Raw genomic sequence first — 21,323 nt, 5'->3', positions numbered from 1 at the left:
TGAGGTGCTGTATGACATCCCTGACTCGCCCGCGCGTTGAGTTTATCTCAACTATCCTCCAGACCGTGCTGAACCTCGGTCTGTTGAGCCTTGGCCTGATACTGGTCGTCTTTTTGGGTAAAGAGACGGTGCATCTTGCAGATGTACTGTTCGCCCCTGAACAAACCAGCAAATATGAGCTGGTGGAAGGCCTGGTGGTCTACTTTCTCTACTTTGAATTTATCGCCCTGATTGTGAAGTACTTTCAGTCCGGCTTTCACTTCCCGCTGCGTTATTTTGTCTACATCGGGATCACTGCGATAGTGCGGCTGATCATCGTCGATCATAAATCCCCGCTCGACGTGCTGATCTACTCGGCGGCGATCCTGCTGCTGGTGATCACCCTCTGGCTGTGTAATTCGAAGCGGCTGAAACGCGAATAAAAAAATGGCGCTCCGAAGAGCGCCTAACAACAGTCACAAGTTGGGTCAATACGATACGTCTAAAGTTGAGGGTTGCAGTGGCATAACAAAATGAAACTTAACCTTTCACACCGCCCGCCGTCAGGCCGTTGACCAGCCAGCGCTGCGCCAGCAGGAACACCACGGTAATCGGGATGGCGGAAAGTACGGCCGCCGCGGCAAAGTCGCCCCACAGGTAGTTTTGCGGGTTGAGGTATTGCTGCATACCTACGGCCAGGGTGTAGCTGTTCACATCACGCAGTAACAGTGAGGCAACCGGTACTTCGGTGATCGCAGCGATAAACGACAGAATAAACACCACCGCCAGGATAGGCACCGACAGCGGCAGCAGCACCAGGCGGAACGCCTGCCACGGGGTTGCGCCATCCAGCGCGGCCGCTTCTTCCAGCGAGCCGTCGATGGTTTCGAAATAGCCTTTAATGGTCCATACATGCAGTGCGATACCGCCAAGATAGGCGAAGATCACGCCGCCGTGGGTGTTCAGGCCGATAAAGGGTACGTACTGGCCCAGACGGTCAAACAAGGCATACAACGCCACCAGCGACAGCACGGCCGGGAACATCTGGAAAATCAGCATCCCTTTCAGCAGCGTCGCTTTACCCGGGAAGCGCATGCGGGCGAAGGCGTAGGCGCAGGTAGTGGAGAGCGTCACGATGCCGATCGCGGTAATGCATGCGATTTTCACCGAGTTCCACAGCCACAGCAGCACCGGGAACGGCGGCGGCGTGACGCGGCCATCCGCGTGTTCCACACTGAAGCCCAGCGCGAGCTTCCAGTGCTCCCAGGAGATTTCGTCCGGGATCAGGCTCCCGGTGGCGAAGTTACCCGAACGCAGGGAGATGGCGATAACCATCAGCAGCGGGAACATGATCGCCGCGATGAAAATCAGCAGGCCTAAGTGTGTTGCGAAGAGGCGCAGCTTTTGTGATTTGGGTTGGACCATAGACATAATCAGTGCCCTCCTTAGTCAAATTTCATACGTGTGGCTTTCAGGTTCACAATCGCCAGAGCGCCTACCAGCAGGAAGATCAGGGTGGCAATTGCTGCCGCCAGACCGAAGTCCTGACCGCCGCCGCCTTCGAAGGCGATACGGTAGGTGTAGCTCACGAGCAGGTCGGTATAGCCTGCTGGCGTCGTGGTGCCAAGGCGGTCCGGGCCGCCGTTGGTCAACAGCTGAATCAGCACGAAGTTGTTAAAGTTAAAGGCGAAGCTGGCAATCATCAGCGGCGTCAGCGGCTTAATGAGCAGCGGCAGCGTAATTTTAAAGAAGTTCTGGAACGGGCCCGCACCGTCCATCGCCGAGGCTTCATACAGATCGTCAGGGATAGCCTTCAGCAGGCCCATGCACAGGATCATCATGTATGGATAACCGAGCCAGGTGTTCACGATGATAATCATCGAGCGAGCGGTGGTCGGGTCGCTGAACCAGGCCGGTTTGATGCCGAACAGGGCGCTCAGCATCATGTTGATTTCACCGAAGCTCTGGTTAAACAGCCCTTTGAAAATCAGAATCGAGATAAACGACGGCACGGCATACGGCAGAATCAGCAGCACGCGGTAAATCGCTTTGCCTTTCAGGGATTCCCACTGGACCAGACAGGCCAGCACCATGCCCACGGCAACGGTCAGGATCACCGTGAGCACCGAGAAGACCACCGTCCAGACGAAGATGGCGAAGAACGGTTTCTGAATGCCTTCGTCGGTAAACACGCGGGTAAAGTTGTCCCAGCCAATGGTGACGGTATAGCCAGGGCTGAGCTTGTCATCACCCCATTTGCCGTCGGCAGTAATGGACTGATAGAAACCAATGTCGTTATTCGGACGATATTTCACGCCGCTCTGGTTGTTGGTCAGCGTGCCGTCGTCCGCCAGGGTATAGAGTGGCTGCGTGCCGGAGAACTGGCGCAGCGAGCTCATGGTCACTTTGCTTTCGTCTGGCAGCACGGCGGTGAGCTGGGTCAGCGCCTGACGGTTCTGGGTAATGACGCGCAGGTTGGCACGTTCACCTTCCGGCAGGGCCTGTGCCTCTTTTAAGGCCAGCTTCTGCTCGCCGCCAAATTTGAACGCGTCAGAGACATAGTATTTGCTGCTTGCTTCGTCAGTAAGCGCTAACTTCCACTCGTTACCGGCAGGATACAGGCCGAAGTTAAAGGTCTTGCCTGCCTGATATGAGCGATCCAGCAGGACCTGCTGCGCGCGCTCCTGCGCAAGCTGGTTGGTGCTGCTGTAGTTGGTGAACGCAATGGCGATGGTACAAATCAGCGGGAACAGGACAAACAGCCCCATCCCGGCCACGCCCGGGTAGACATAGCGCCAGGCATAGGCTTTACGATTAGCGAAAATATACAGGCCAGCAGAGCTTAAAATCAGCGTCATGATGGCAAACAGATATTCCCCTTGTACGTACATTAAAACAACAAGGTAACCCACCAGCAGGCACAGCAGACCTATCGCTGACCACTTCAGCGCGTCGCTTTGCCACCAGCGTTTCTTTTTAATGACATCCATGGGGTTTTTCCTCTACAACGTTTGATCTTTTCTCCCTCTCCTGGGGGAGAGGGCCGGGGTGAGGGCGTGCGGATAGCGCCAACCCTCACCCTAACCCTCTCCCAAAGGGAGAGGGGACTACGTCATTACTTAGTAATACGACCCTGAGCATCTTTCAGCGCGGCATCGACAGTCTGACGACCGCTTGCAGCGTTGATGACCGCGGTACGCGTGGCGTACCAGAACGCAGCCATTTGTGGGATGTTCGGCATGATTTCGCCTTTCTGGGCGTTATCCATGGTGGCCGCGATACGTGGGTCTTTCGCCAGCTGATCCTGGAAGGATTTCAGCGCGACGGCGCCCAGCGGTTTGTCCTTGTTCACTTCATCCAGACCCTGATCGGTCAGCAGGTAGTTTTCCAGGAACTCTTTCGCCAGCTCTTTGTTCGGGCTGGCGGCGTTGATGCCCGCGCTCAGCACGCCAACGAACGGTTTAGACGGCTTGCCTTTGAAGGTTGGCAGCAGGGTCACGCCGTAGTTGATTTTGCTCTTGTCGATGTTGGTCCAGGCCCACGGACCGTTGATGGTCATCGCGGTTTCGCCTTTGTTGAACGCCGCTTCCGCGATGGAGTAATCGGTATCCGCGTTCATGTGTTTGTTCTTGATCAGATCGACCAGGAAGGTCAGACCCGCTTTCGCGCCCGCGTTGTCCACGCCCACGTCTTTCACGTCATATTTGCCGTTTTCAAACTTGAACGCGTAGCCGCCGTCGGCAGCAATCAGCGGCCAGGTGAAGTACGGCTCTTGCAGGTTGAACATCAGGGCGGATTTACCTTTCGCCTTCAGCTCTTTATCCAGTTTCGGGATCTCTTCCCAGGTTTTCGGTGGGTTTGGTACCAGGTCTTTATTGTAAATCAGAGACAGGGCTTCAACCGCGATAGGGTAAGCGATCAGCTTGCCGTTATAGCGAACGGCGTCCCAGGTGAACGGGAACAGCTTGTCCTGGAAGGCTTTATCTGGCGTCACTTCTGCCAGCAGGCCAGACTGCGCGTAACCCCCGAAACGGTCATGCGCCCAGAAGATGATGTCCGGGCCGTCGCCGGTTGCTGCAACCTGCGGGAACTTCTCTTCCAGCTTGTCCGGGTGTTCTACGGTAACTTTGATGCCGGTATCTTTTTCGAATTTTTTGCCCACTTCGGCCAGGCCGTTATAGCCCTTGTCGCCGTTAATCCAGATAACCAGCTTGCCTTCTTCAATTTTGGCGAGCGCTGGGGCGGAAACCATCATTGCTGCAAGGGCGGACAATGCGAAAACGCGTGCGCCAGTCTTGATATTCATATCTGCCATCCTTTTTGGTGATGTGCTCGTGGATACATAAGGTGGTTCAACGTGTCTCAGTCTCCTTATTTGACATCCTCTTTCCATCCTCCCAACCCCTACGCCCCACCCCCCGTTTGTGTGATCTCCGTTGCATAAATTTAAGTTATGAGTGGTGGCGCACATAAAAACCCACCGAATTTTGCAGGCGGCTTCACGAATTTTGCCTCAGCCCGCCCGCGGCGGTCGCAGAGCCTGCTCCCTCATCCTCCCGCCTCCTCCCCCATAAAAAAGGCGGGGGGTGGAGGATTCGGGAAAGTAATGGATACCCCATAGTGAACTTATCTTGAATGTTTCTGTCGGTGACAGGTTGTAACGAAGGGAGAAGGGCATGGCGAGCGTACAGCTGCGTAATGTAACGAAAGCCTGGGGTGACGTTGTGGTGTCGAAAGACATCAATCTGGACATCAACGAAGGCGAATTCGTGGTGTTTGTTGGCCCATCAGGCTGTGGTAAATCTACTCTGCTGCGTATGATTGCCGGTCTTGAAACCATCACCAGCGGTGACCTGCTGATTGGTGATACCCGAATGAACGACATCCCGCCTGCCGAACGTGGCGTCGGTATGGTGTTCCAGTCTTATGCACTCTATCCACACCTTTCCGTTGCCGAAAATATGTCCTTTGGCCTGAAGCTGGCCGGCGCGAAGAAAGAAGTGATTAACCAGCGCGTGACGCAGGTGGCGGAAGTGTTACAGCTGGCCCACCTGCTGGAGCGTAAACCAAAAGCGCTTTCCGGTGGTCAGCGTCAGCGTGTGGCGATTGGCCGTACGCTGGTGGCCGAACCGCGCGTGTTCCTGCTCGATGAACCTCTCTCTAACCTGGATGCCGCCCTGCGCGTCCAGATGCGTATTGAAATCTCCCGTCTGCACAAGCGTCTTGGCCGCACGATGATTTACGTCACCCACGATCAGGTGGAAGCGATGACCCTCGCCGACAAAATCGTGGTGCTGGATGCCGGCCGCGTGGCGCAGGTAGGTAAACCGCTGGAGCTGTACCACTACCCGGCAGACCGCTTTGTTGCGGGCTTTATTGGCTCGCCAAAGATGAACTTCCTGCCCGTCAAAGTGACCGCGACAGCCATTGAACAGGTACAGGTGGAGCTGCCAAACCGCCAGCAGGTCTGGCTGCCGGTCGACAGCGCCAACGTACAGGTCGGGGCAAACATGTCCCTCGGTATTCGTCCTGAGCACCTGCTGCCGAGCCACATCGCTGATGTGACTCTGGAAGGTGACGTTCAGGTCGTCGAACAGCTTGGTCACGAAACACAGATTCATATCCAGATCCCCGCCATCCGTCAGAACCTGGTCTACCGCCAGAACGACGTGGTGTTGGTAGAAGAGGGTGCCACATTCGCTATCGGCTTGCCGCCAGAGCGTTGCCATCTGTTCCGTGAGGATGGCACTGCATGTCGTCGGTTGCACAAAGAGCCAGGCGTTTAAGCAATCCCAAAAGAAGACACGAAACCGACAGGTGAAGTGTTCAAAGAAAAGCAATGATCTCAGGAGATAGAATGATGATTACTCTGCGCAAACAAGTCCCTCTGGCAATCGCCATTGCGGCAGGCATACTGTCTGCCCAGGCAGGCGCCGTGGACTTTAAAGGTTATGCTCGTTCCGGTATTGGCTGGACCGGGAGTGGCGGTGAGCAGCAATGTTTCCAGGCAACAGGTGCACAAAGTAAATACCGTCTCGGTAACGAATGTGAGACCTACGCTGAACTGAAACTGGGCCAGGAAGTGTGGAAAGAGGGCGATAAGAGCTTCTACTTCGACACCAACGTCGCGTATTCCGTTTCTCAGCAGAACGACTGGGAATCCACCAGCCCGGCCTTCCGTGAAGCTAACGTGCAGGGTAAAAACCTCATTGAAGCACTGCCAGGTTCCACCATCTGGGCCGGTAAGCGCTTCTATCAGCGTCATGACGTTCACATGATCGACTTCTACTACTGGGATATTTCAGGTCCTGGTGCGGGTATCGAAAACATCGACCTGGGCTTCGGTAAGCTCTCTCTGGCCGCAACCCGTTCTTCTGAAGCAGGCGGCTCAGCGACCTTTGCCGATCGTGACGCGCTGGGTAACCGTATTTATGACAACCTGGTACCGAACGATGTCTTCGACGTCCGTTTAGCACAGATGCAGGTCAACGAAGGCGGTACGCTGGAGTTCGGTGTTGATTATGGTCACACCAATATTCCTGATGATTACTACCTGCAGCCTGGCGCGTCTAAAGACGGCTGGATGTTCACTGCTGAACATACCCAGAGCATGCTGAAGGGCTTTAACAAATTTGTGCTGCAGTACGCAACTGACTCTATGACCTCCAACGGCAAGGGCCGTGCGGAAGGTGGTAGCATCAACAACAACGGCGACATGTGGCGTGTTCTGGACCACGGTGCGATCTCTCTGGGCGACTCCTGGGACCTGATGTACGTGGGTATGTACCAGGACATCAACCTGGATAACAACAACGGCACCAAATGGTGGACTGTCGGTGTTCGTCCTATGTACAAATGGACGCCAATCATGAGCACCCTGCTGGAAGTGGGCTACGACAACGTCAAGTCTCAGAAAACTGACGACACTAACAGCCAGTACAAAATTACCCTGGCACAGCAATGGCAGGCTGGCGACAGCATCTGGTCCCGTCCGGCTATCCGTGTCTTCGCAACCTACGCGAAATGGGATGAGAAATGGGGCTACGCGAACGGCGACTCCGGTGCAGGCTATGACTCTGGTATTGCGTACAGCGACACGTCCGCAAAAACCTTCAGCCGCGGCGACTCTGATGAGTGGACCTTCGGTGCCCAGATGGAAATCTGGTGGTAATTCGTTAGACCTGACGTAATGACCTAAAAAGAGGGGCGCAAGCCCCTCTATCCTTAGGGTGCTGCGCGCTATTGCCTGGCCACCGCAGTGCTCACGCTATCAGAGGTAATAACAATGAAAATGAAGAAAAGTCTCGTCGCGCTGTGCCTCTCTGCGGGGCTGATGGCCTGTGTTCCGGCGGTCTCCTTTGCAGACGTGAATTTCGTGCCACAAAATACCAGCGCTGCGCCGGCTATCCCGGCGGCGGCCCTCCAGCAGCTGACATGGACGCCGGTTGATCAATCCAAAACCCAGTCGACACAGCTTTCTACGGGCGGCCAGCAGCTGAACGTGCCGGGTATCACCGGGCCGGTTGCCGCCTACAGCGTGCCGGCTAACATTGGTGAGCTAACCCTGACGCTGACCAGCGAAGTGAACAAGCAAACCAGCGTCTTTGCGCCGAACGTTCTGATTCTGGATCAGAATCTGACGCCGTCTGCCTTCTTCCCAAGCGAGTACTTTAGTTATCAGGAGCCTGGCGTCATGAGCGCCGACCGTCTGGAAGGCAAAATGCGCCTGACGCCAGCGTTGGGACAGCAGAAGATTTATGTTCTGGTTTTCACGACTGAAAAAGATCTACAGCAGACCACTAAGCTTATCGATCCGGCAAAAGCCTACGCCAAAGGAACGGGTAACTCTGTTCCGGATATTCCGGATCCGTTAGCGCGCCACGTCACCGACGGCCTGCTCAAACTGAAAGTCTCAACTAACAATGCGTCCAGCGTGCTGGTCGGCCCGCTGTTTGGCTCCTCCGGCACAGGCCCTGTCACTGTAGGTAACACTGCTGCTCCTGTTTATACCGCGCCAGCTGCCACGGCAGCCGCACCGGTAGCGACCGCAGCGCCTGCCCCGGCGAAGAAAGCCGAGCCGGTACTGAACGACACCGAAGAGTACTTCAACAACGCCATTAAGCAGGCGGTGAAGCGCGGCGATGTCGATAAAGCGCTAAAACTGCTTGATGAAGCCGAACGTTTAGGTTCAACCACTGCCCGTTCCACCTTTATCAGCAGTGTAAAAGGCAAGGGGTAACCGTTTCCCCACAGTGCTGATTTGTTAGTAGTTTGGTGCGCCTGAGTGGGCGCACTTTTTTTCGTATCTGCCAGGCTGTTGCGCCCATGTTGCGATCGTGATCGTTAAATAACGTTTGGCCCCCCTCAATCCGTGTTTCTGCGATACAATGCCATTACGTTATGTATCGGAGAGTCTGGCATGTCACACCCTGCGCTAACGCAACTGCGTGCGCTGCGCTATTTCGACCAAATACCTGCGCTTGATCCGCAGCAGCTTGACTGGCTGTTGCTGGAAGATTCCATGACGAAACGTTTTGAGCAACAGGGTAAAACGGTCACGGTGACCCTGATTCAGGAAGGGTTTGTCTCTGGCGATGAGATCGCCAGCGAGCTGCCGCTGCTGCCGCAGGAACCACGCTACTGGCTGCGGGAAATTTTACTCTGTGCTGATGGTGAACCATGGCTTGCCGGGCGGACGGTGGTGCCCGAGTCCACCCTTTCCGGGCCAGAGCTGGCGCTGCAACGTCTGGGGAAAACGCCGCTGGGGCGCTACCTTTTCACCTCGTCTGAGCTTACCCGGGATTTTATTGAGATTGGTCGTGATGCCGAACTCTGGGGGCGTCGTTCCCGCCTTCGCCTGAGCGGTAAACCGTTAATTCTGACGGAGCTTTTTTTACCGGCATCACCGTTGTACTAAGAGGAAGAAAAAATGGAGTGGAGTCTGACGCAGAATAAGCTGTTGGCGTATCACCGCTTAATGCGTACCGATAAACCCATTGGCGCGTTACTGCTGCTGTGGCCGACCCTGTGGGCGCTGTGGCTCGCCACGCCGGGCGTGCCGCCGCTGTGGATCCTGGCCGTGTTCGTTGCCGGCGTCTGGCTGATGCGTGCGGCGGGCTGCGTGGTGAATGACTATGCCGATCGTAAATTCGACGGTCATGTTAAGCGTACTGCCGGTCGCCCGTTACCCAGCGGACAGGTCACCGGGAAAGAAGCCCGCGTGCTGTTCATTGTTCTGGTGCTGCTCTCTTTCCTGCTGGTGTTAACCCTCAACACCATGACCATCCTGCTTTCCGTTGCGGCGCTGGCGTTGGCCTGGGTTTATCCGTTTATGAAGCGCTACACCCACCTGCCTCAGGTGGTGCTGGGCGCGGCGTTTGGCTGGTCGATTCCGATGGCGTTTGCGGCGGTTAGTGAGTCCTTACCGCTCAGCTGCTGGCTGATGTTCCTGGCGAACATTCTCTGGGCGGTGGCGTATGACACGCAATACGCGATGGTAGACCGCGACGATGACCTGAAGATTGGCATCAAATCCACCGCCATCCTCTTTGGTCGTCAGGATAAGCTGATTATCGGTATCCTTCAGGTCGCGGTACTGGCGCTGATGGTTGCGATCGGTCGCCTGAACGGGCTGAACTGGGAGTTTTACTGGTCCGTGCTGGTGGCGGGACTGCTGTTCGCGTACCAGCAAAAGCTGATTGCGAAGCGTGAACGTGACGCCTGTTTTAAAGCGTTTATGAACAATAACTACGTTGGTCTGGTGCTGTTTTTAGGCCTGGCGATGAGCTATTTCTTATAAAAAAGTCGGGTGGCGGCTTCGCCTTACCCGACCTACGAGTTAGCAGGACATGTAGGCCCGGTAAGCGTTAGCGCCACCGGGCTTTTTTTATCGGCGACGCAGCAGTCGAAGCGCGTTCGCCGTCACCAGTACCGTTGCCCCGGTATCTGCCAGCACCGCCAGCCACAATCCGGTCATGCCGAGCAGGGTCGTCACCAGGAAAATCCCTTTCAGTCCGAGCGCGATGCCGATGTTCTGACGGATATTGGCCCGCGTCGCCCGCGCCAGGCTAATCATCTGCGCCAGCCCGGTCAGGCGGTTGTGCGTCAATGCCGCGTCGGCCGTTTCCAGCGCCACGTCGGTACCGCTGCCCATCGCTATACCGATGGTGGACGCTTTCATCGCCGGGGCATCGTTAATCCCGTCACCGACCATTGCCAGCGGCGCGCGAGCGTTCAGCTCCGTCACGGCGCTGACCTTATCCGCGGGCAACAATCCGGCTTTAAACTCCAGCCCCAGCTCACCCGCAATCGCTGCCGCCGCGCGAGGGTTATCACCGGTGAGTATAACGCCCTGCACGCCCAGCTTGTGCAGCGCCGCCACGGCTTCTTTGGCATCATCGCGCAGGGTATCGCGCAGCGCCAGCATCCCTTTCGCGACGCCGTCCTGCAGGACGACCACGACGGTTTGTCCGGTCTGTTCTAACGCCTCAACCTCTGGATGAGAAGACTTGCCCGCCGCGACAATCAGTACCTTTTTACCGTCAACGGTGGCCTCAATCCCTGACCCGACCAGCGCCCGCTGGGCGGTTGCCGGAGGGATATTCAGCCCGCGCGACTGCGCTTCACGCACAATCGCCTGCGCCAGCGGGTGAGTGGACCCCTGCTCAACGGCGGCGGCCAGCGTAAGCAGCTCATCTTCACTGATTTCCTGCGGATACACGCCGGTCACCTGCGGCTTGCCGACGGTTAACGTACCGGTTTTATCGAAGGCGATATGCTGAACCTGGCTCAGCTGTTCCAGCGCCGCGCCGCCCTTAATCAGCGCGCCGCGACGTGCCGCAGCCGCCAGACCTGAGGTAATTGCCGCCGGGGTGGAAATCACCAGCGCGCACGGGCAGCCAATCAACAGCAGCGTCAGCCCTTTATAAATCCAGCCCTCCCACGGCGCGCCAAAGAACAGCGGCGGGACGACGGTGACCAGCAGGGCAACCAGCATGATGGCAGGGGTATAAATCCGGCTGAAGCGATCGATAAAGCGTTCGACCGGCGCGCGGCGCTCCTCCGCCTCTTCAATCAGCTTCAGGATACGGTCGATAGCGCTGTCGCCCGGCTCGGAAAGCACGGTGAGCTGCACCAGACGGTCGACGCTGGTGGCGCCAGCAGGCACTTTTTCACCCGCGGCACGCTCTACCGGAATGGATTCCCCGGTCAGGGCGCTTTCATCAAAGCTCGCGGTGGCGGTAAGCAGCGCGCCGTCTGCGGGCAGACGCCCCCCTGCGGCCACTTCAATCACGTCACCCGGGCGCAGCGTATTGATGGCGACCGTTTCACGCGTGCCGTTTATCACGCGAGTGGCGGTTTCCGGCTTCAGCGCCATCAGCGCGCTGACCCCTTTACGCGCCCGGCTCGCCGCCCAGCCCTCAAGGCGTTCACCGATTAAGAACAGCAGCAGCACCATCGCCGCTTCTGCCGTCGCGCCAATGAACAGCGCGCCGATTGCCGCCACGCTCATCAGCGTTTCGATGGCAAACCAGCTGCCGCTTTTCATCAGGCGAAGCGCCTGACGGGCAATCGGGAACAGCCCGACCAGCGTGGTGGCGATAAACGCCAGATTGCCGAACGGATGGTTAATCTGCTCCAGACCCCAGCTCAGGGCCATCATGATGATGAGGGTAATGAGCGGCAGGTTTTCTTTCAGGGATGAGGTTTTTTCAACGGGCGCCGTTTCGCTGCGCAGGGTATAGCCCGCCTGGCTGACGGCGGCTTCAACCTGTTTGCTGACGTCGTTATCGGCGCTGACCAGCAGCTTTTCGGTGGCGAACAGCACCTGAACGTGACTCACGCCCGGCACCTGCTTGACGGCGTTTTCCACCTTGCGGGCGCAGGCCGCGCAGTCCATGCCGTTAACGACCCAGCTGAAGCGGTTGCCGCTTTCAGGAAGGGGTTGAGTTGGCGTTTCGCACGCGCCTTCGCAGCAGCAGTCGTCTTTCGACGGAGCCGGGCTGAGCTTAAGTGCCGAGAATTGAGGTACTTTTTTAGGTATTTCTGGAGTCGACATGGCAGTCTCCGGCAATGATAATTTTCTCATTAACCGCAGCATACACTCTGGAGTCGACTCCAGAGTCAAGCGCTATTTAGATATACAGCGAACGCACAATCAGGAAATGCCCGGCAAAGTAGCAGGCGGAGGCAATCGCGTTATCCGCCCGGAAGCGGCGGCGATAGTGGCTGCCCAGCCACACGATATTCCCGATCAGCAGCAGCGCGGCACCGAAGAACGCGGACATCGCCGGAGCGGTCGGACGGAAGAACCACAGCTCGCCCGCCAGCCACACCATCACCAGCGTCATGGCGATAAAGGTACAGACCGGCAAACGCATCTCTTCCAGACGTGACCAGATCACCGCAATCAGCAGCGCGCCAATCACCAGCAGCACCAGCGGCAGCGGCCAGAAGAAGGAGAGCGTCATCTGGCTGGCAAAGTAGATGGTATACAGCAGATGGGAGAGGAAGAACGCCCCAACGGCGTACAGCAGGCGCTGGCGCGGCAGCAGGGTTAAGGCATCGCCAATCAGGGATGCACACAGCCCGGCGAGCACCAGATAGCTGACGGCGTTGAACATCGGCGCTTGCCATGCCAGCAGCAGCAGGAGCAACAGCGTGACCGGTTTAAACAACCAGCGCTGCCAGGTGGGACCGCGGTACGACGCATCGACATAAAGCCATGCGGAAAAACAGACAGCGATAAATGACCAAAGCATATTAACTCCCTGTATCTGTTAAGTCTGAATAATCAGTTTCTGATCCAGTGTAGTGACGCGGGCGGGCGTTTGGCAATGGCGGTACAGGCAATGTATCCTGAATTCCGCATAATCTGATGGGATTTTTCAATGAGCAAGATGCCGCTTTTTTTCATTATCGTGGTGGCGATTATCGTCATTGCCGCCTCGTTCCGTTTCGTGCAGCAGCGCCGCGAGAAGGCGGATAACGATGCCGCGCCGCTGATGCAAAAGCGCGTGGAGGTGACCAACAAACGCGAGAAGCCGCTCAACGATCGCCGCTCGCGCCAGCAGCAGGTGACGCCTGCGGGCACAGCAATGCGCTATGAAGCGAGCTTTAAGCCGGAAACGGGCGGCCTGGAGATGACCTTCCGCCTGGAGGCGCAGCAGTACCATCAGCTGACGGTGGGGGAGAAAGGGACGTTGAGCTACAAAGGATCGCGGTTTGAGGGGTTTGAACCGGAGCGGTAATTTTCCCCTCACCCCTGCCCTCTCCCACAGGGAGAGGGTGTAATCGTTCCCTCTCCCTGTGGGAGAGGGCATCAGGCCGCACCTTACTTCTTCACCTGCGCCTTAAACTTCTTCATCCACACCAGCAGTTCAAACACGCCGAAAATAAACACGCGCAGCTGCTGCCAGCCCGTCATCTGCGGGCCGTCTTTCGGCAGGCCGTTTTTCAGCATCACCATCTGCAGGGCGTGCATGAACGACGTGAAAATCAGCGCGACGTTAACGAAAATGTTCATCGGGCGCGGGAACGGGTGCACAAGATTTAAAATCAAAAATGCCCAGACGCCCAGCATCAGCAAACGTCCCAGGTTAATCAGTACCGGCATCGGAGCCTCCTTGTGCCTGACGGTGATAAAGACGATAGGCCACCTGACCGGCGACCTTTTCGCGGTGCAGATCCCAGTGCGCGGGTACCGGCGGTAAACCGTTTTCCACTTCGCTTTCAACGTAAATTAGCGCGTCATCCGCAAGCCAGCCGTTTTGCTCCAGCAGGGATAACGTCTCCTCCAGCAGCCCCTTACGGAACGGCGGGTCGACAAACACCACGTTATGCGGCGTGCCTTTCTGCGCAAGAAAACTCAGCGTGTTGGTGTTCACGACTTTGGCGTTGCTCGCCTTCAGCGTCGCCAGATTTTGCTGCAGCGTCTGCGCCACGCCGCGCTCCATCTCCAGCAGCGTGGCGCTGGCGGCATAGCGCGACAGCGCTTCCAGCCCGAGCGCGCCGCTTCCGGCGAAGCAGTCCAGGCAGTGGGCGTCTACCATTGACGGGGCCAGCCAGTTAAACAGCGTCTCGCGCACGCGGTCGGTAGTAGGGCGTAAACCGGGGCTATCCGGCACCGGTAATTTCCGGCCTCGCCACTGACCGCCGATAATACGAATTTGACCGGCCGGGGCGCGGTTGGGTTTCTTCATTTCAGGAAAGCTCTGTTAACAATTGGCCTGCGATTGCGGGCGGTGATGTCAATTAAGTAAAGTGTTAGACTATTTCATCATTTTTTTAGCTTCCATGTATATAGCGCCGCGAGGAGTGTAGTCGCAGATGGCAAAACAAAAAAAACGTGGCTTCTTTTCCTGGCTGGGCTTCGGTGAAAAAGAGCAAGAAACAGAACAGAAAACCGAAGAGCAACAAGCCGTTGAAGAGCAGTCACAGCCTGAAACGCCTGTAGAAACCGCCGCGGTTGTCGAAGCGGAAGAAACGGCGCACAGCAAAGAAGAGATTGAATCCTTTGCGGAAGAGGTGGTTGAGGTCACGGAACAGGTTCAGGAGAGCGAGAAGCCAGAACCGATTATCGTTGAGGATATTACCGAAACGCCGCAGGCCGTTATCGAACACGAAGAGCTGCCGCTGCCGGAAGAGGTGAAAGCCGAAGAGGTGTCTGCCGAAGAGTGGCAGGCGGAAGCGGAAACCGTTGAAATTGTTGAGGCGGTGGAAGAAGAAGCGGCACTCGAGCCAGAGCTGACCGACGAAGAGCTGGAAGCCCAGGCGCTGGCGGCAGAAGCGGCTGAAGAAGCGGTCATCGTCGTGCCGGTAGAAGAGCAGGCCGAAGAAGAGAGCGTCCAGGAGCAGGAAAAACCGACCAAAGAAGGTTTCTTCGCGCGCCTGAAGCGCAGCCTGCTCAAAACCAAAGAAAACTTAGGTTCCGGATTTATCAGTCTGTTCCGCGGCAAAAAGATCGACGACGATCTCTTTGAAGAGCTGGAAGAACAGCTGCTGATTGCGGACGTCGGCGTGGAAACCACCCGTAAGATCATCGCCAATCTGACCGAAGGGGCGAGCCGCAAACAGCTGCGCGACGCCGAAGCGCTGTACGGTCTGCTGAAAGACGAGATGGGTGAAATTCTCGCAAAAGTTGACGAACCGCTTAATATTGAAGGCAAAACGCCATTTGTTATTCTGATGGTCGGCGTAAACGGCGTGGGTAAAACCACCACCATCGGCAAGCTGGCGCGTCAGTTCGAGCAGCAGGGCAAATCGGTGATGCTGGCGGCGGGCGATACCTTCCGTGCGGCAGCGGTTGAGCAGCTGCAGGTTTGGGGCCAGCGCAACAACATTCCGGTGATTGCCCAGCATACCGGCGCTGACTCCGCGTCCGTGATCTTCGACGCCATCCAGGCGGCGAAGGCGCGCAACGTGGACGTGCTGATTGCCGATACCGCAGGGCGTTTGCAGAACAAATCGCACCTGATGGAAGAGTTGAAGAAAATCGTTCGCGTCATGAAGAAGCTGGACGAAGACGCACCGCATGAAATTATGCTGACCATTGATGCCAGCACCGGACAGAACGCCATCAGCCAGGCGAAGCTGTTCAATGAAGCGGTAGGACTGACGGGGATCGCGCTGACCAAGCTGGACGGCACCGCGAAGGGCGGGGTGATCTTCTCCGTGGCCGACCAGTTCGGCATTCCTATCCGCTACATCGGTGTGGGCGAGCGTATTGAGGATTTGCGTCCGTTTAAAGCGGACGACTTTATTGAGGCATTATTTGCCCGAGAGGACTAACAATGATTCGCTTTGAACACGTCAGCAAGGCCTATCTCGGTGGGAGACAAGCGCTGCAGGGGGTGACATTCCACCTGCAGCCGGGCGAGATGGCATTCCTGACCGGCCATTCCGGCGCGGGGAAAAGTACCCTGCTCAAGCTTATCTGTGGGATCGAGCGGCCAAGCGCCGGGAAAATCTTTTTCGGCGGCCATGAGATCAGCCGCCTGAAAAACCGCGAAGTGCCGTTCCTGCGTCGTCAGATCGGCATGATTTTCCAGGATCACCACCTGCTGATGGATCGCACCGTTTTCGACAACGTGGCCATTCCGCTGATTATTGCCGGCGCCAGCTATGACGATATCCGCCGTCGCGTTTCTGCGGCGCTGGATAAGGTCGGGCTGCTGGACAAAGCGAAGAACTTCCCGATCCAGCTCTCCGGCGGTGAACAGCAGCGCGTGGGCATCGCCCGCGCGGTGGTGAACAAGCCTGCCGTACTGCTGGCGGATGAACCAACCGGTAACCTGGACGATGCCCTGTCCGAAGGGATTTTGCGTCTGTTTGAGGAATTCAACCGCGTAGGGGTCACGGTATTGATGGCGACGCACGACATCGGGCTCATTTCCCGTCGTTCGTACCGCATGCTGACCCTGAGCGACGGGCATTTGCACGGAGGCCACGGTGAACAAGCGTGATGCAATAAACCAGATTCGGCAGTTCGGAAACCGGTTTGACCGTTTCCGTAAGCCGCAGGGCGGTGGTGACGGCAATCGTAATGCGCCGAAGCGCCAGAAGGCCGCGCCAAAACCGGCCTCCCGTAAAACCAACGTGTTCAACGAGCAGGTGCGCTATGCCTTCCACGGCGCGCTGCAGGACCTGAAAAGCAAACCGCTGGCGACGTTCCTGACGGTGATGGTAATTGCCATCTCCCTGACGCTGCCAAGCGTCTGCTATATGGTCTATAAAAACGTCAATCAGGCGGCCTCACAGTATTATCCGTCTCCGCAGATCACTGTCTATATGGATAAAGCGCTCGACGATAACGCCGCAGCGCAGGTGGTTGGGCAAATCCAGGCCGAGCAGGGCGTGGAGAAGGTCAACTATCTCTCACGCGAAGACGCGCTGGGCGAGTTCCGTAACTGGTCTGGCTTTGGCGGCGCGCTGGATATGCTCGAAGAGAACCCGCTGCCCGCCGTGGCGGTGGTGATCCCGAAGCTGGATTTCCAGGGGACCGATTCGCTTAACACCCTGCGCGATCGCATCACGCGCATTAAGGGCATTGATGAAGTGCGCATGGACGACAGCTGGTTTGCGCGCCTTGCTGCCCTGACCGGGCTGGTAGGGCGCGTCGCGGCGATGATTGGCGTGCTGATGGTGGCGGCGGTCTTCCTCGTCATCGGTAACAGCGTGCGCCTGAGCATTTTCGCCCGTCGCGATACCATCAACGTGCAGAAACTGATTGGTGCGACAGATGGTTTCATCCTCCGACCGTTCCTTTACGGTGGCGCACTGCTCGGTTTTTCCGGTGCATTTCTTTCACTGATATTGTCAGAAATTTTGGTGATGCGGCTTTCATCTGCCGTCACTGAAGTGGCGCAGGTTTTCGGAACGAAGTTTGATATCAGTGGCTTAGGCTTCGATGAGTGTCTGTTGCTGCTGCTGGTTTGCTCGATGATTGGGTGGGTGGCAGCCTGGCTGGCAACCGTTCAACATTTACGTCACTTTACTCCCGACTAATAAAAGCGTGATATAATCTTTCCCTGCACCGAGATGTTCGCTCTGCAGGGAAAGCGTCCCTGTTGTCGCTTCCCCTGTTATAATCTCCATGTCACAATTTGTGCGTAATTTATTCACCGTTGCACCTGGAACTTGTGGATAAAATCACTGTCTGATAAAAGAGTGAATGCTAATCTCGTTGCTCAAACGCTTTGGCATGGTTGTTGCCTGACGGGGACGACCAGGACCAGAAGAAACATTGAGAGGAATGAATGACCAAAGAAATGCAAACTTTAGCTTTAGCCCCTGTTGGTAACCTGGAATCTTATATCCGGGCTGCGAACACCTGGCCGATGTTAACGGCCGAGGAAGAAAAGGAGCTTGCTGAAAAGCTGCATTACCAGGGCGATCTGGAAGCAGCGAAAAAGCTGATCCTGTCTCACCTGCGCTTTGTTGTTCACATTGCTCGTAACTATGCGGGCTATGGCCTGCCGCAGGCGGACTTGATTCAGGAAGGTAACATCGGCCTGATGAAGGCTGTGCGTCGCTTTAACCCGGAAGTGGGTGTGCGACTCGTCTCCTTCGCTGTGCACTGGATCAAAGCAGAAATTCATGAATACGTGCTGCGCAACTGGCGTATCGTGAAAGTCGCCACGACAAAAGCGCAACGCAAACTGTTCTTCAACCTGCGTAAAGCCAAGCAGCGTCTGGGCTGGTTCAACCAGGATGAAGTGGAAATGGTGGCGCGCGAGCTGGGCGTAACCAGCAAAGACGTGCGTGAGATGGAATCCCGTATGGCCGCGCAGGACATGACCTTTGATATGTCCTCCGACGACGACGCATCTGACAGCCAGCCGATGGCGCCGGTTCTGTATCTGCAGGATAAAACCTCTAACTTTGCTGATGGCATCGAAGAGGATAACTGGGAAGATCAGGCCGCGAACAAGCTGACCCATGCGATGGAAGGCCTCGACGAACGTAGCCAGGATATTATTCGCGCCCGCTGGCTGGACGAAGACAACAAGTCCACGCTGCAGGAGCTGGCCGACCGCTACGGCGTTTCTGCGGAACGTGTCCGTCAGCTTGAAAAGAACGCCATGAAAAAACTTCGCGCCGCTATCGAAGCGTAATTTTCGCGAAGTACACCGAGAACCCTCGAATGCAAATTCGGGGGGTTTTGTTTTTTTAGCGCCCGCTCTGGCGAATTCCCTCCCCCTGGCAAACACTTACTGATGCGCTAAGCAGGCGATTTTCTCAGGGGGACAGGGTGAAAAATAACGAACTGAACGACCGGCGTTTACAGGCGACGCCGCGCGGTATCGGCGTGATGTGTAACTTCTATGCCGATAAAGCTGAAAACGCCACGGTGTGGGACGTGGAAGGCAACGAGTACATCGACTTCGCCGCCGGGATCGCGGTGCTGAACACCGGCCATCGCCATCCAAAAGTCATTTCCGCCATTGAAAAACAGCTCCACGCGTTTACCCATACGGCGTACCAGATTGTGCCGTACGAAGGCTATGTGGCGCTTGCCGAGCGCATCAACCAGCGCGTGCCCGTTGACGGTCCGGCTAAAACGGCGTTCTTCTCCACGGGGGCAGAGGCGGTTGAAAACGCGGTTAAAATTGCGCGGGCGTACACCAAACGCCCCGGCCTTATTACCTTCGGCGGCGCGTTCCACGGCCGCACCTTTATGACCATGGCGCTGACCGGCAAAGTTGCGCCGTACAAGCTCGGCTTTGGCCCGTTCCCCGGTTCGGTGTATCACGCGCAGTATCCGAATGAACTGCACGGCGTCAGCACGGCGGAAGCGTTGAAAAGCCTGGAACGTATCTTTAAAGCGGACATCGCATCCGACCAGGTCGCGGCCATTATTCTCGAACCGGTTCAGGGAGAGGGCGGTTTCAACATTGCGCCAGCTGATTTTATGCAGGCGCTGCGCGCCCTGTGCGACACCCACGGTATTTTGCTGATTGCCGACGAGGTGCAAAGCGGCTTTGCCCGTACCGGCAAGCTGTTCTCGATGGAACACCACTGCGTGAAGCCCGATCTGATCACCATGGCGAAAAGCCTGGCGGGCGGGATGCCGCTTTCTGCGGTGTCGGGCCGTGCGGAGGTGATGGACGCACCCGCGCCGGGCGGGCTGGGCGGTACCTACGCCGGAAACCCGCTGGCGATTGCGGCGGCGCATGCCGTGCTCGACGTGATTGATGAAGAGGATCTCTGCACGCGCTCGGCTCATCTTGGCCATCACCTGGTGGAAGTGCTGAACAAGGCGAAGGAACACTGCCCGTATATCGCTGACATTCGCGCGCAGGGCTCGATGGTGGCGGTGGAGTTTAACGACCCGCAAACGGGTCAGCCTTCGCCGGAATTTACCCGCCAGGTGCAGGAGCGCGCGTTGCAGGAAGGGCTGCTTCTTCTGAGCTGCGGCGTCTACGGCAACGTCATTCGCTTCCTCTATCCGCTGACTATTCCTGAAGCGCAGTTCCGTAAAGCGCTGGACATTATCTCCGCGTCGCTGACACGTTAAAGCCACATGCCCGGCGAAAATCCCAGCCGGGCCTGGCATATATTCATTTCAAATTAGCTATTCCAAAATCATAAAAATCGGGTATGTTTTAGCAGAGTATGCTGAAAAAGCGCGGACAGCACACCTATAACTGACATAAAGCGCTGCACAACAACATCACAACAATCGTAATAACCATAATAATGGGGAATCTCAGGATGAACATGAAGGGTAAAGCGTTACTGGCAGGATGTATCGCGTTGGCATTCAGCACCATGGCACAGGCAGACATCAAGGTGGCCGTTGTTGGCGCAATGTCCGGTCCGGTAGCACAGTACGGCGACCAGGAGTTTACCGGCGCTGAGCAGGCGGTTGCAGACATTAATGCCAAGGGCGGTATCAAGGGCGAAAAACTGCAGATCGTAAAATATGATGATGCCTGTGACCCGAAACAAGCGGTCGCGGTCGCGAACAAAGTGGTGAACGACGGGATCAAATACGTTATCGGCCACCTGTGCTCTTCCTCAACTCAGCCAGCGTCTGACATCTACGAAGACGAAGGTATTCTGATGATCACCCCGGCAGCGACCGCACCAGAGCTGACCGCGCGCGGCTACAAGCTGACCCTGCGCACCACCGGTCTGGACTCTGACCAGGGCCCAACCGCGGCGAAATACATCGTTGAAAAAGTGAAGCCGAAGCGCATTGCCATCGTTCATGACAAGCAGCAGTACGGTGAAGGTCTGGCGCGTTCAGTGCAGGATAATCTCAAGAAAGCGAATGCCGACGTGGTGTTCTTCGACGGGATCACCGCCGGTGAGAAAGACTTCTCCACCCTGGTGGCGCGTCTGAAGAAAGAGAATATTGATTTCGTTTACTACGGTGGCTACCACCCGGAAATGGGCCAGATCCTGCGCCAGGCGCGCGCTGCGGGCCTGAAAACCCAGTTTATGGGCCCGGAAGGCGTGGCGAACGTGTCCCTGTCTAACATTGCGGGTGAATCAGCTGAAGGCCTGCTGGTGACCAAGCCGAAGAACTACGACCAGGTTCCTGCGAACAAACCTATCGTAGATGCCATCAAGGCGAAGAAACAGGATCCAAGCGGCGCGTTCGTCTGGACCACCTACGCGGCGCTGCAGTCGCTGCAGGCGGGCCTGAACCAGTCGGCCGATCCGGCTGAGATTGCCACCTGGCTGAAAGCGAATACCGTCGAGACCGTCATGGGACCACTCTCCTGGGACGCGAAGGGCGACCTGAAGGGCTTCGAGTTCGGCGTGTTTGACTGGCATGCGAACGGCACGGCTACTGACGCCAAATAATGCTGGTGAGGGCATCAGGCCGCACAGCC

Annotated in this window: 20 protein-coding genes; 13 read left to right on the top strand and 7 right to left on the bottom strand. The window is 56.8% G+C overall.

Annotation, left to right across the window (positions count from 1 at the left end; genetic code table 11):
• Positions 1 to 11: 11 nt before the first annotated feature.
• On the top strand, positions 12 to 422 hold the full coding sequence (gene psiE / locus P346_RS01415) for a phosphate-starvation-inducible protein PsiE (protein ID WP_014068487.1): 411 nt from the start codon (positions 12 to 14) through the stop codon (positions 420 to 422).
• Between the two features lie 97 nt (positions 423 to 519).
• On the opposite strand, the gene malG is transcribed toward psiE, so the two are convergent.
• The 3 genes from malG to malE all read right to left on the bottom strand — a co-directional run bounded on the left by malG (position 520) and on the right by malE (position 4,285).
• Complete coding sequence (malG, locus tag P346_RS01420; RefSeq protein WP_032662642.1) at positions 520 to 1,410, bottom strand: maltose ABC transporter permease MalG; 891 nt, start codon at positions 1,408 to 1,410, stop codon at positions 520 to 522.
• A gap of 14 nt (positions 1,411 to 1,424) precedes the next feature.
• Entirely contained in the window at positions 1,425 to 2,969 is a 1,545-nt protein-coding gene (malF, locus tag P346_RS01425) for a maltose ABC transporter permease MalF (RefSeq protein ID WP_029740622.1), read from the bottom strand.
• Positions 2,970 to 3,094: 125 nt separating this feature from the next.
• A complete protein-coding gene (gene malE, locus P346_RS01430; RefSeq protein ID WP_032662640.1) occupies positions 3,095 to 4,285 on the bottom strand; it encodes a maltose/maltodextrin ABC transporter substrate-binding protein MalE in 1,191 nt (396 codons plus the stop codon).
• A 370-nt stretch (positions 4,286 to 4,655) separates the two neighbouring features.
• On the opposite strand from malE, the gene malK reads away from it, so the two are divergent.
• The 5 genes from malK to ubiA all read left to right on the top strand — a co-directional run bounded on the left by malK (position 4,656) and on the right by ubiA (position 9,778).
• On the top strand, positions 4,656 to 5,765 hold the full coding sequence (gene malK / locus P346_RS01435; RefSeq protein WP_023310005.1) for a maltose/maltodextrin ABC transporter ATP-binding protein MalK: 1,110 nt from the start codon (positions 4,656 to 4,658) through the stop codon (positions 5,763 to 5,765).
• Positions 5,766 to 5,836: 71 nt separating this feature from the next.
• On the top strand, positions 5,837 to 7,150 hold the full coding sequence (locus P346_RS01440; RefSeq protein WP_029740620.1) for a maltoporin: 1,314 nt from the start codon (positions 5,837 to 5,839) through the stop codon (positions 7,148 to 7,150).
• A gap of 114 nt (positions 7,151 to 7,264) precedes the next feature.
• The gene (gene malM, locus P346_RS01445) at positions 7,265 to 8,218 is read left to right on the top strand and encodes a maltose operon protein MalM (protein WP_032662638.1); all 954 of its coding nucleotides are present in this window, start codon (positions 7,265 to 7,267) and stop codon (positions 8,216 to 8,218) included.
• 180 nt (positions 8,219 to 8,398) lie between these two features.
• The gene (ubiC, locus tag P346_RS01450; protein WP_023334136.1) at positions 8,399 to 8,896 is read left to right on the top strand and encodes a chorismate lyase; all 498 of its coding nucleotides are present in this window, start codon (positions 8,399 to 8,401) and stop codon (positions 8,894 to 8,896) included.
• Between the two features lie 12 nt (positions 8,897 to 8,908).
• On the top strand, positions 8,909 to 9,778 hold the full coding sequence (ubiA, locus tag P346_RS01455; protein ID WP_032662636.1) for a 4-hydroxybenzoate octaprenyltransferase: 870 nt from the start codon (positions 8,909 to 8,911) through the stop codon (positions 9,776 to 9,778).
• Between the two features lie 87 nt (positions 9,779 to 9,865).
• Here ubiA and zntA read toward each other — a convergent pair whose 3' ends face one another.
• Both zntA and P346_RS01465 read right to left on the bottom strand, forming a co-directional pair.
• Positions 9,866 to 12,037 carry a Zn(II)/Cd(II)/Pb(II) translocating P-type ATPase ZntA gene (zntA, locus tag P346_RS01460; RefSeq protein ID WP_032662635.1) on the bottom strand — a complete coding sequence of 724 codons (2,172 nt, stop codon included), beginning with the start codon at positions 12,035 to 12,037 and terminating at the stop codon, positions 9,866 to 9,868.
• 76 nt (positions 12,038 to 12,113) lie between these two features.
• A complete protein-coding gene (locus tag P346_RS01465; RefSeq protein WP_023310011.1) occupies positions 12,114 to 12,740 on the bottom strand; it encodes a lysoplasmalogenase in 627 nt (208 codons plus the stop codon).
• Positions 12,741 to 12,869: 129 nt separating this feature from the next.
• Here P346_RS01465 and P346_RS01470 point away from each other — a divergent pair, with 129 nt between their 5' ends.
• On the top strand, positions 12,870 to 13,229 hold the full coding sequence (locus P346_RS01470) for a DUF2500 domain-containing protein (protein WP_032662633.1): 360 nt from the start codon (positions 12,870 to 12,872) through the stop codon (positions 13,227 to 13,229).
• An 83-nt stretch (positions 13,230 to 13,312) separates the two neighbouring features.
• On the opposite strand, the gene P346_RS01475 is transcribed toward P346_RS01470, so the two are convergent.
• Together P346_RS01475 and rsmD are read right to left on the bottom strand one after the other, a co-directional pair.
• On the bottom strand, positions 13,313 to 13,594 hold the full coding sequence (locus P346_RS01475) for a DUF1145 family protein (RefSeq protein ID WP_010436509.1): 282 nt from the start codon (positions 13,592 to 13,594) through the stop codon (positions 13,313 to 13,315).
• A complete protein-coding gene (rsmD, locus tag P346_RS01480; RefSeq protein WP_023310014.1) occupies positions 13,578 to 14,180 on the bottom strand; it encodes a 16S rRNA (guanine(966)-N(2))-methyltransferase in 603 nt (200 codons plus the stop codon). The genes P346_RS01475 and rsmD overlap by 17 nt, the downstream gene beginning before the upstream one ends.
• Positions 14,181 to 14,307: 127 nt before the next feature.
• Between rsmD and ftsY the strand changes: the two genes are divergently transcribed.
• The 6 genes from ftsY (at position 14,308) to livJ (ending at position 21,294) form a co-directional block, all read left to right on the top strand.
• Positions 14,308 to 15,768 (top strand): signal recognition particle-docking protein FtsY, encoded by a 1,461-nt coding sequence (gene ftsY / locus P346_RS01485; protein ID WP_032662631.1) that lies wholly within the window; start codon positions 14,308 to 14,310, stop codon positions 15,766 to 15,768.
• A gap of 2 nt (positions 15,769 to 15,770) precedes the next feature.
• Entirely contained in the window at positions 15,771 to 16,442 is a 672-nt protein-coding gene (gene ftsE / locus P346_RS01490; protein ID WP_023310016.1) for a cell division ATP-binding protein FtsE, read from the top strand.
• Positions 16,429 to 17,484: a permease-like cell division protein FtsX gene (gene ftsX, locus P346_RS01495; RefSeq protein ID WP_032662628.1), complete on the top strand. Its 1,056-nt coding sequence runs from the start codon at positions 16,429 to 16,431 to the stop codon at positions 17,482 to 17,484. Before ftsE ends, ftsX begins: the two co-directional genes overlap by 14 nt.
• Positions 17,485 to 17,735: 251 nt before the next feature.
• The gene (gene rpoH, locus P346_RS01500; protein WP_023310018.1) at positions 17,736 to 18,593 is read left to right on the top strand and encodes an RNA polymerase sigma factor RpoH; all 858 of its coding nucleotides are present in this window, start codon (positions 17,736 to 17,738) and stop codon (positions 18,591 to 18,593) included.
• A 137-nt stretch (positions 18,594 to 18,730) separates the two neighbouring features.
• Entirely contained in the window at positions 18,731 to 19,996 is a 1,266-nt protein-coding gene (locus P346_RS01505; RefSeq protein ID WP_032662624.1) for a 4-aminobutyrate--2-oxoglutarate transaminase, read from the top strand.
• A gap of 197 nt (positions 19,997 to 20,193) precedes the next feature.
• Positions 20,194 to 21,294, top strand: coding sequence for a branched chain amino acid ABC transporter substrate-binding protein LivJ (gene livJ / locus P346_RS01510; RefSeq protein WP_072163886.1), 1,101 nt, complete (start codon positions 20,194 to 20,196; stop codon positions 21,292 to 21,294).
• Positions 21,295 to 21,323 lie beyond the last annotated feature (29 nt).

Origin of the sequence: Enterobacter sp. DC1 (assembly GCF_000568075.1) — a bacterium.
In the GTDB taxonomy this organism is placed as follows: domain Bacteria; phylum Pseudomonadota; class Gammaproteobacteria; order Enterobacterales; family Enterobacteriaceae; genus Enterobacter; species Enterobacter asburiae.
Note: the sequence above shows the minus strand (reverse complement) of the source record. Positions and strands in the feature narration are given on the sequence as shown.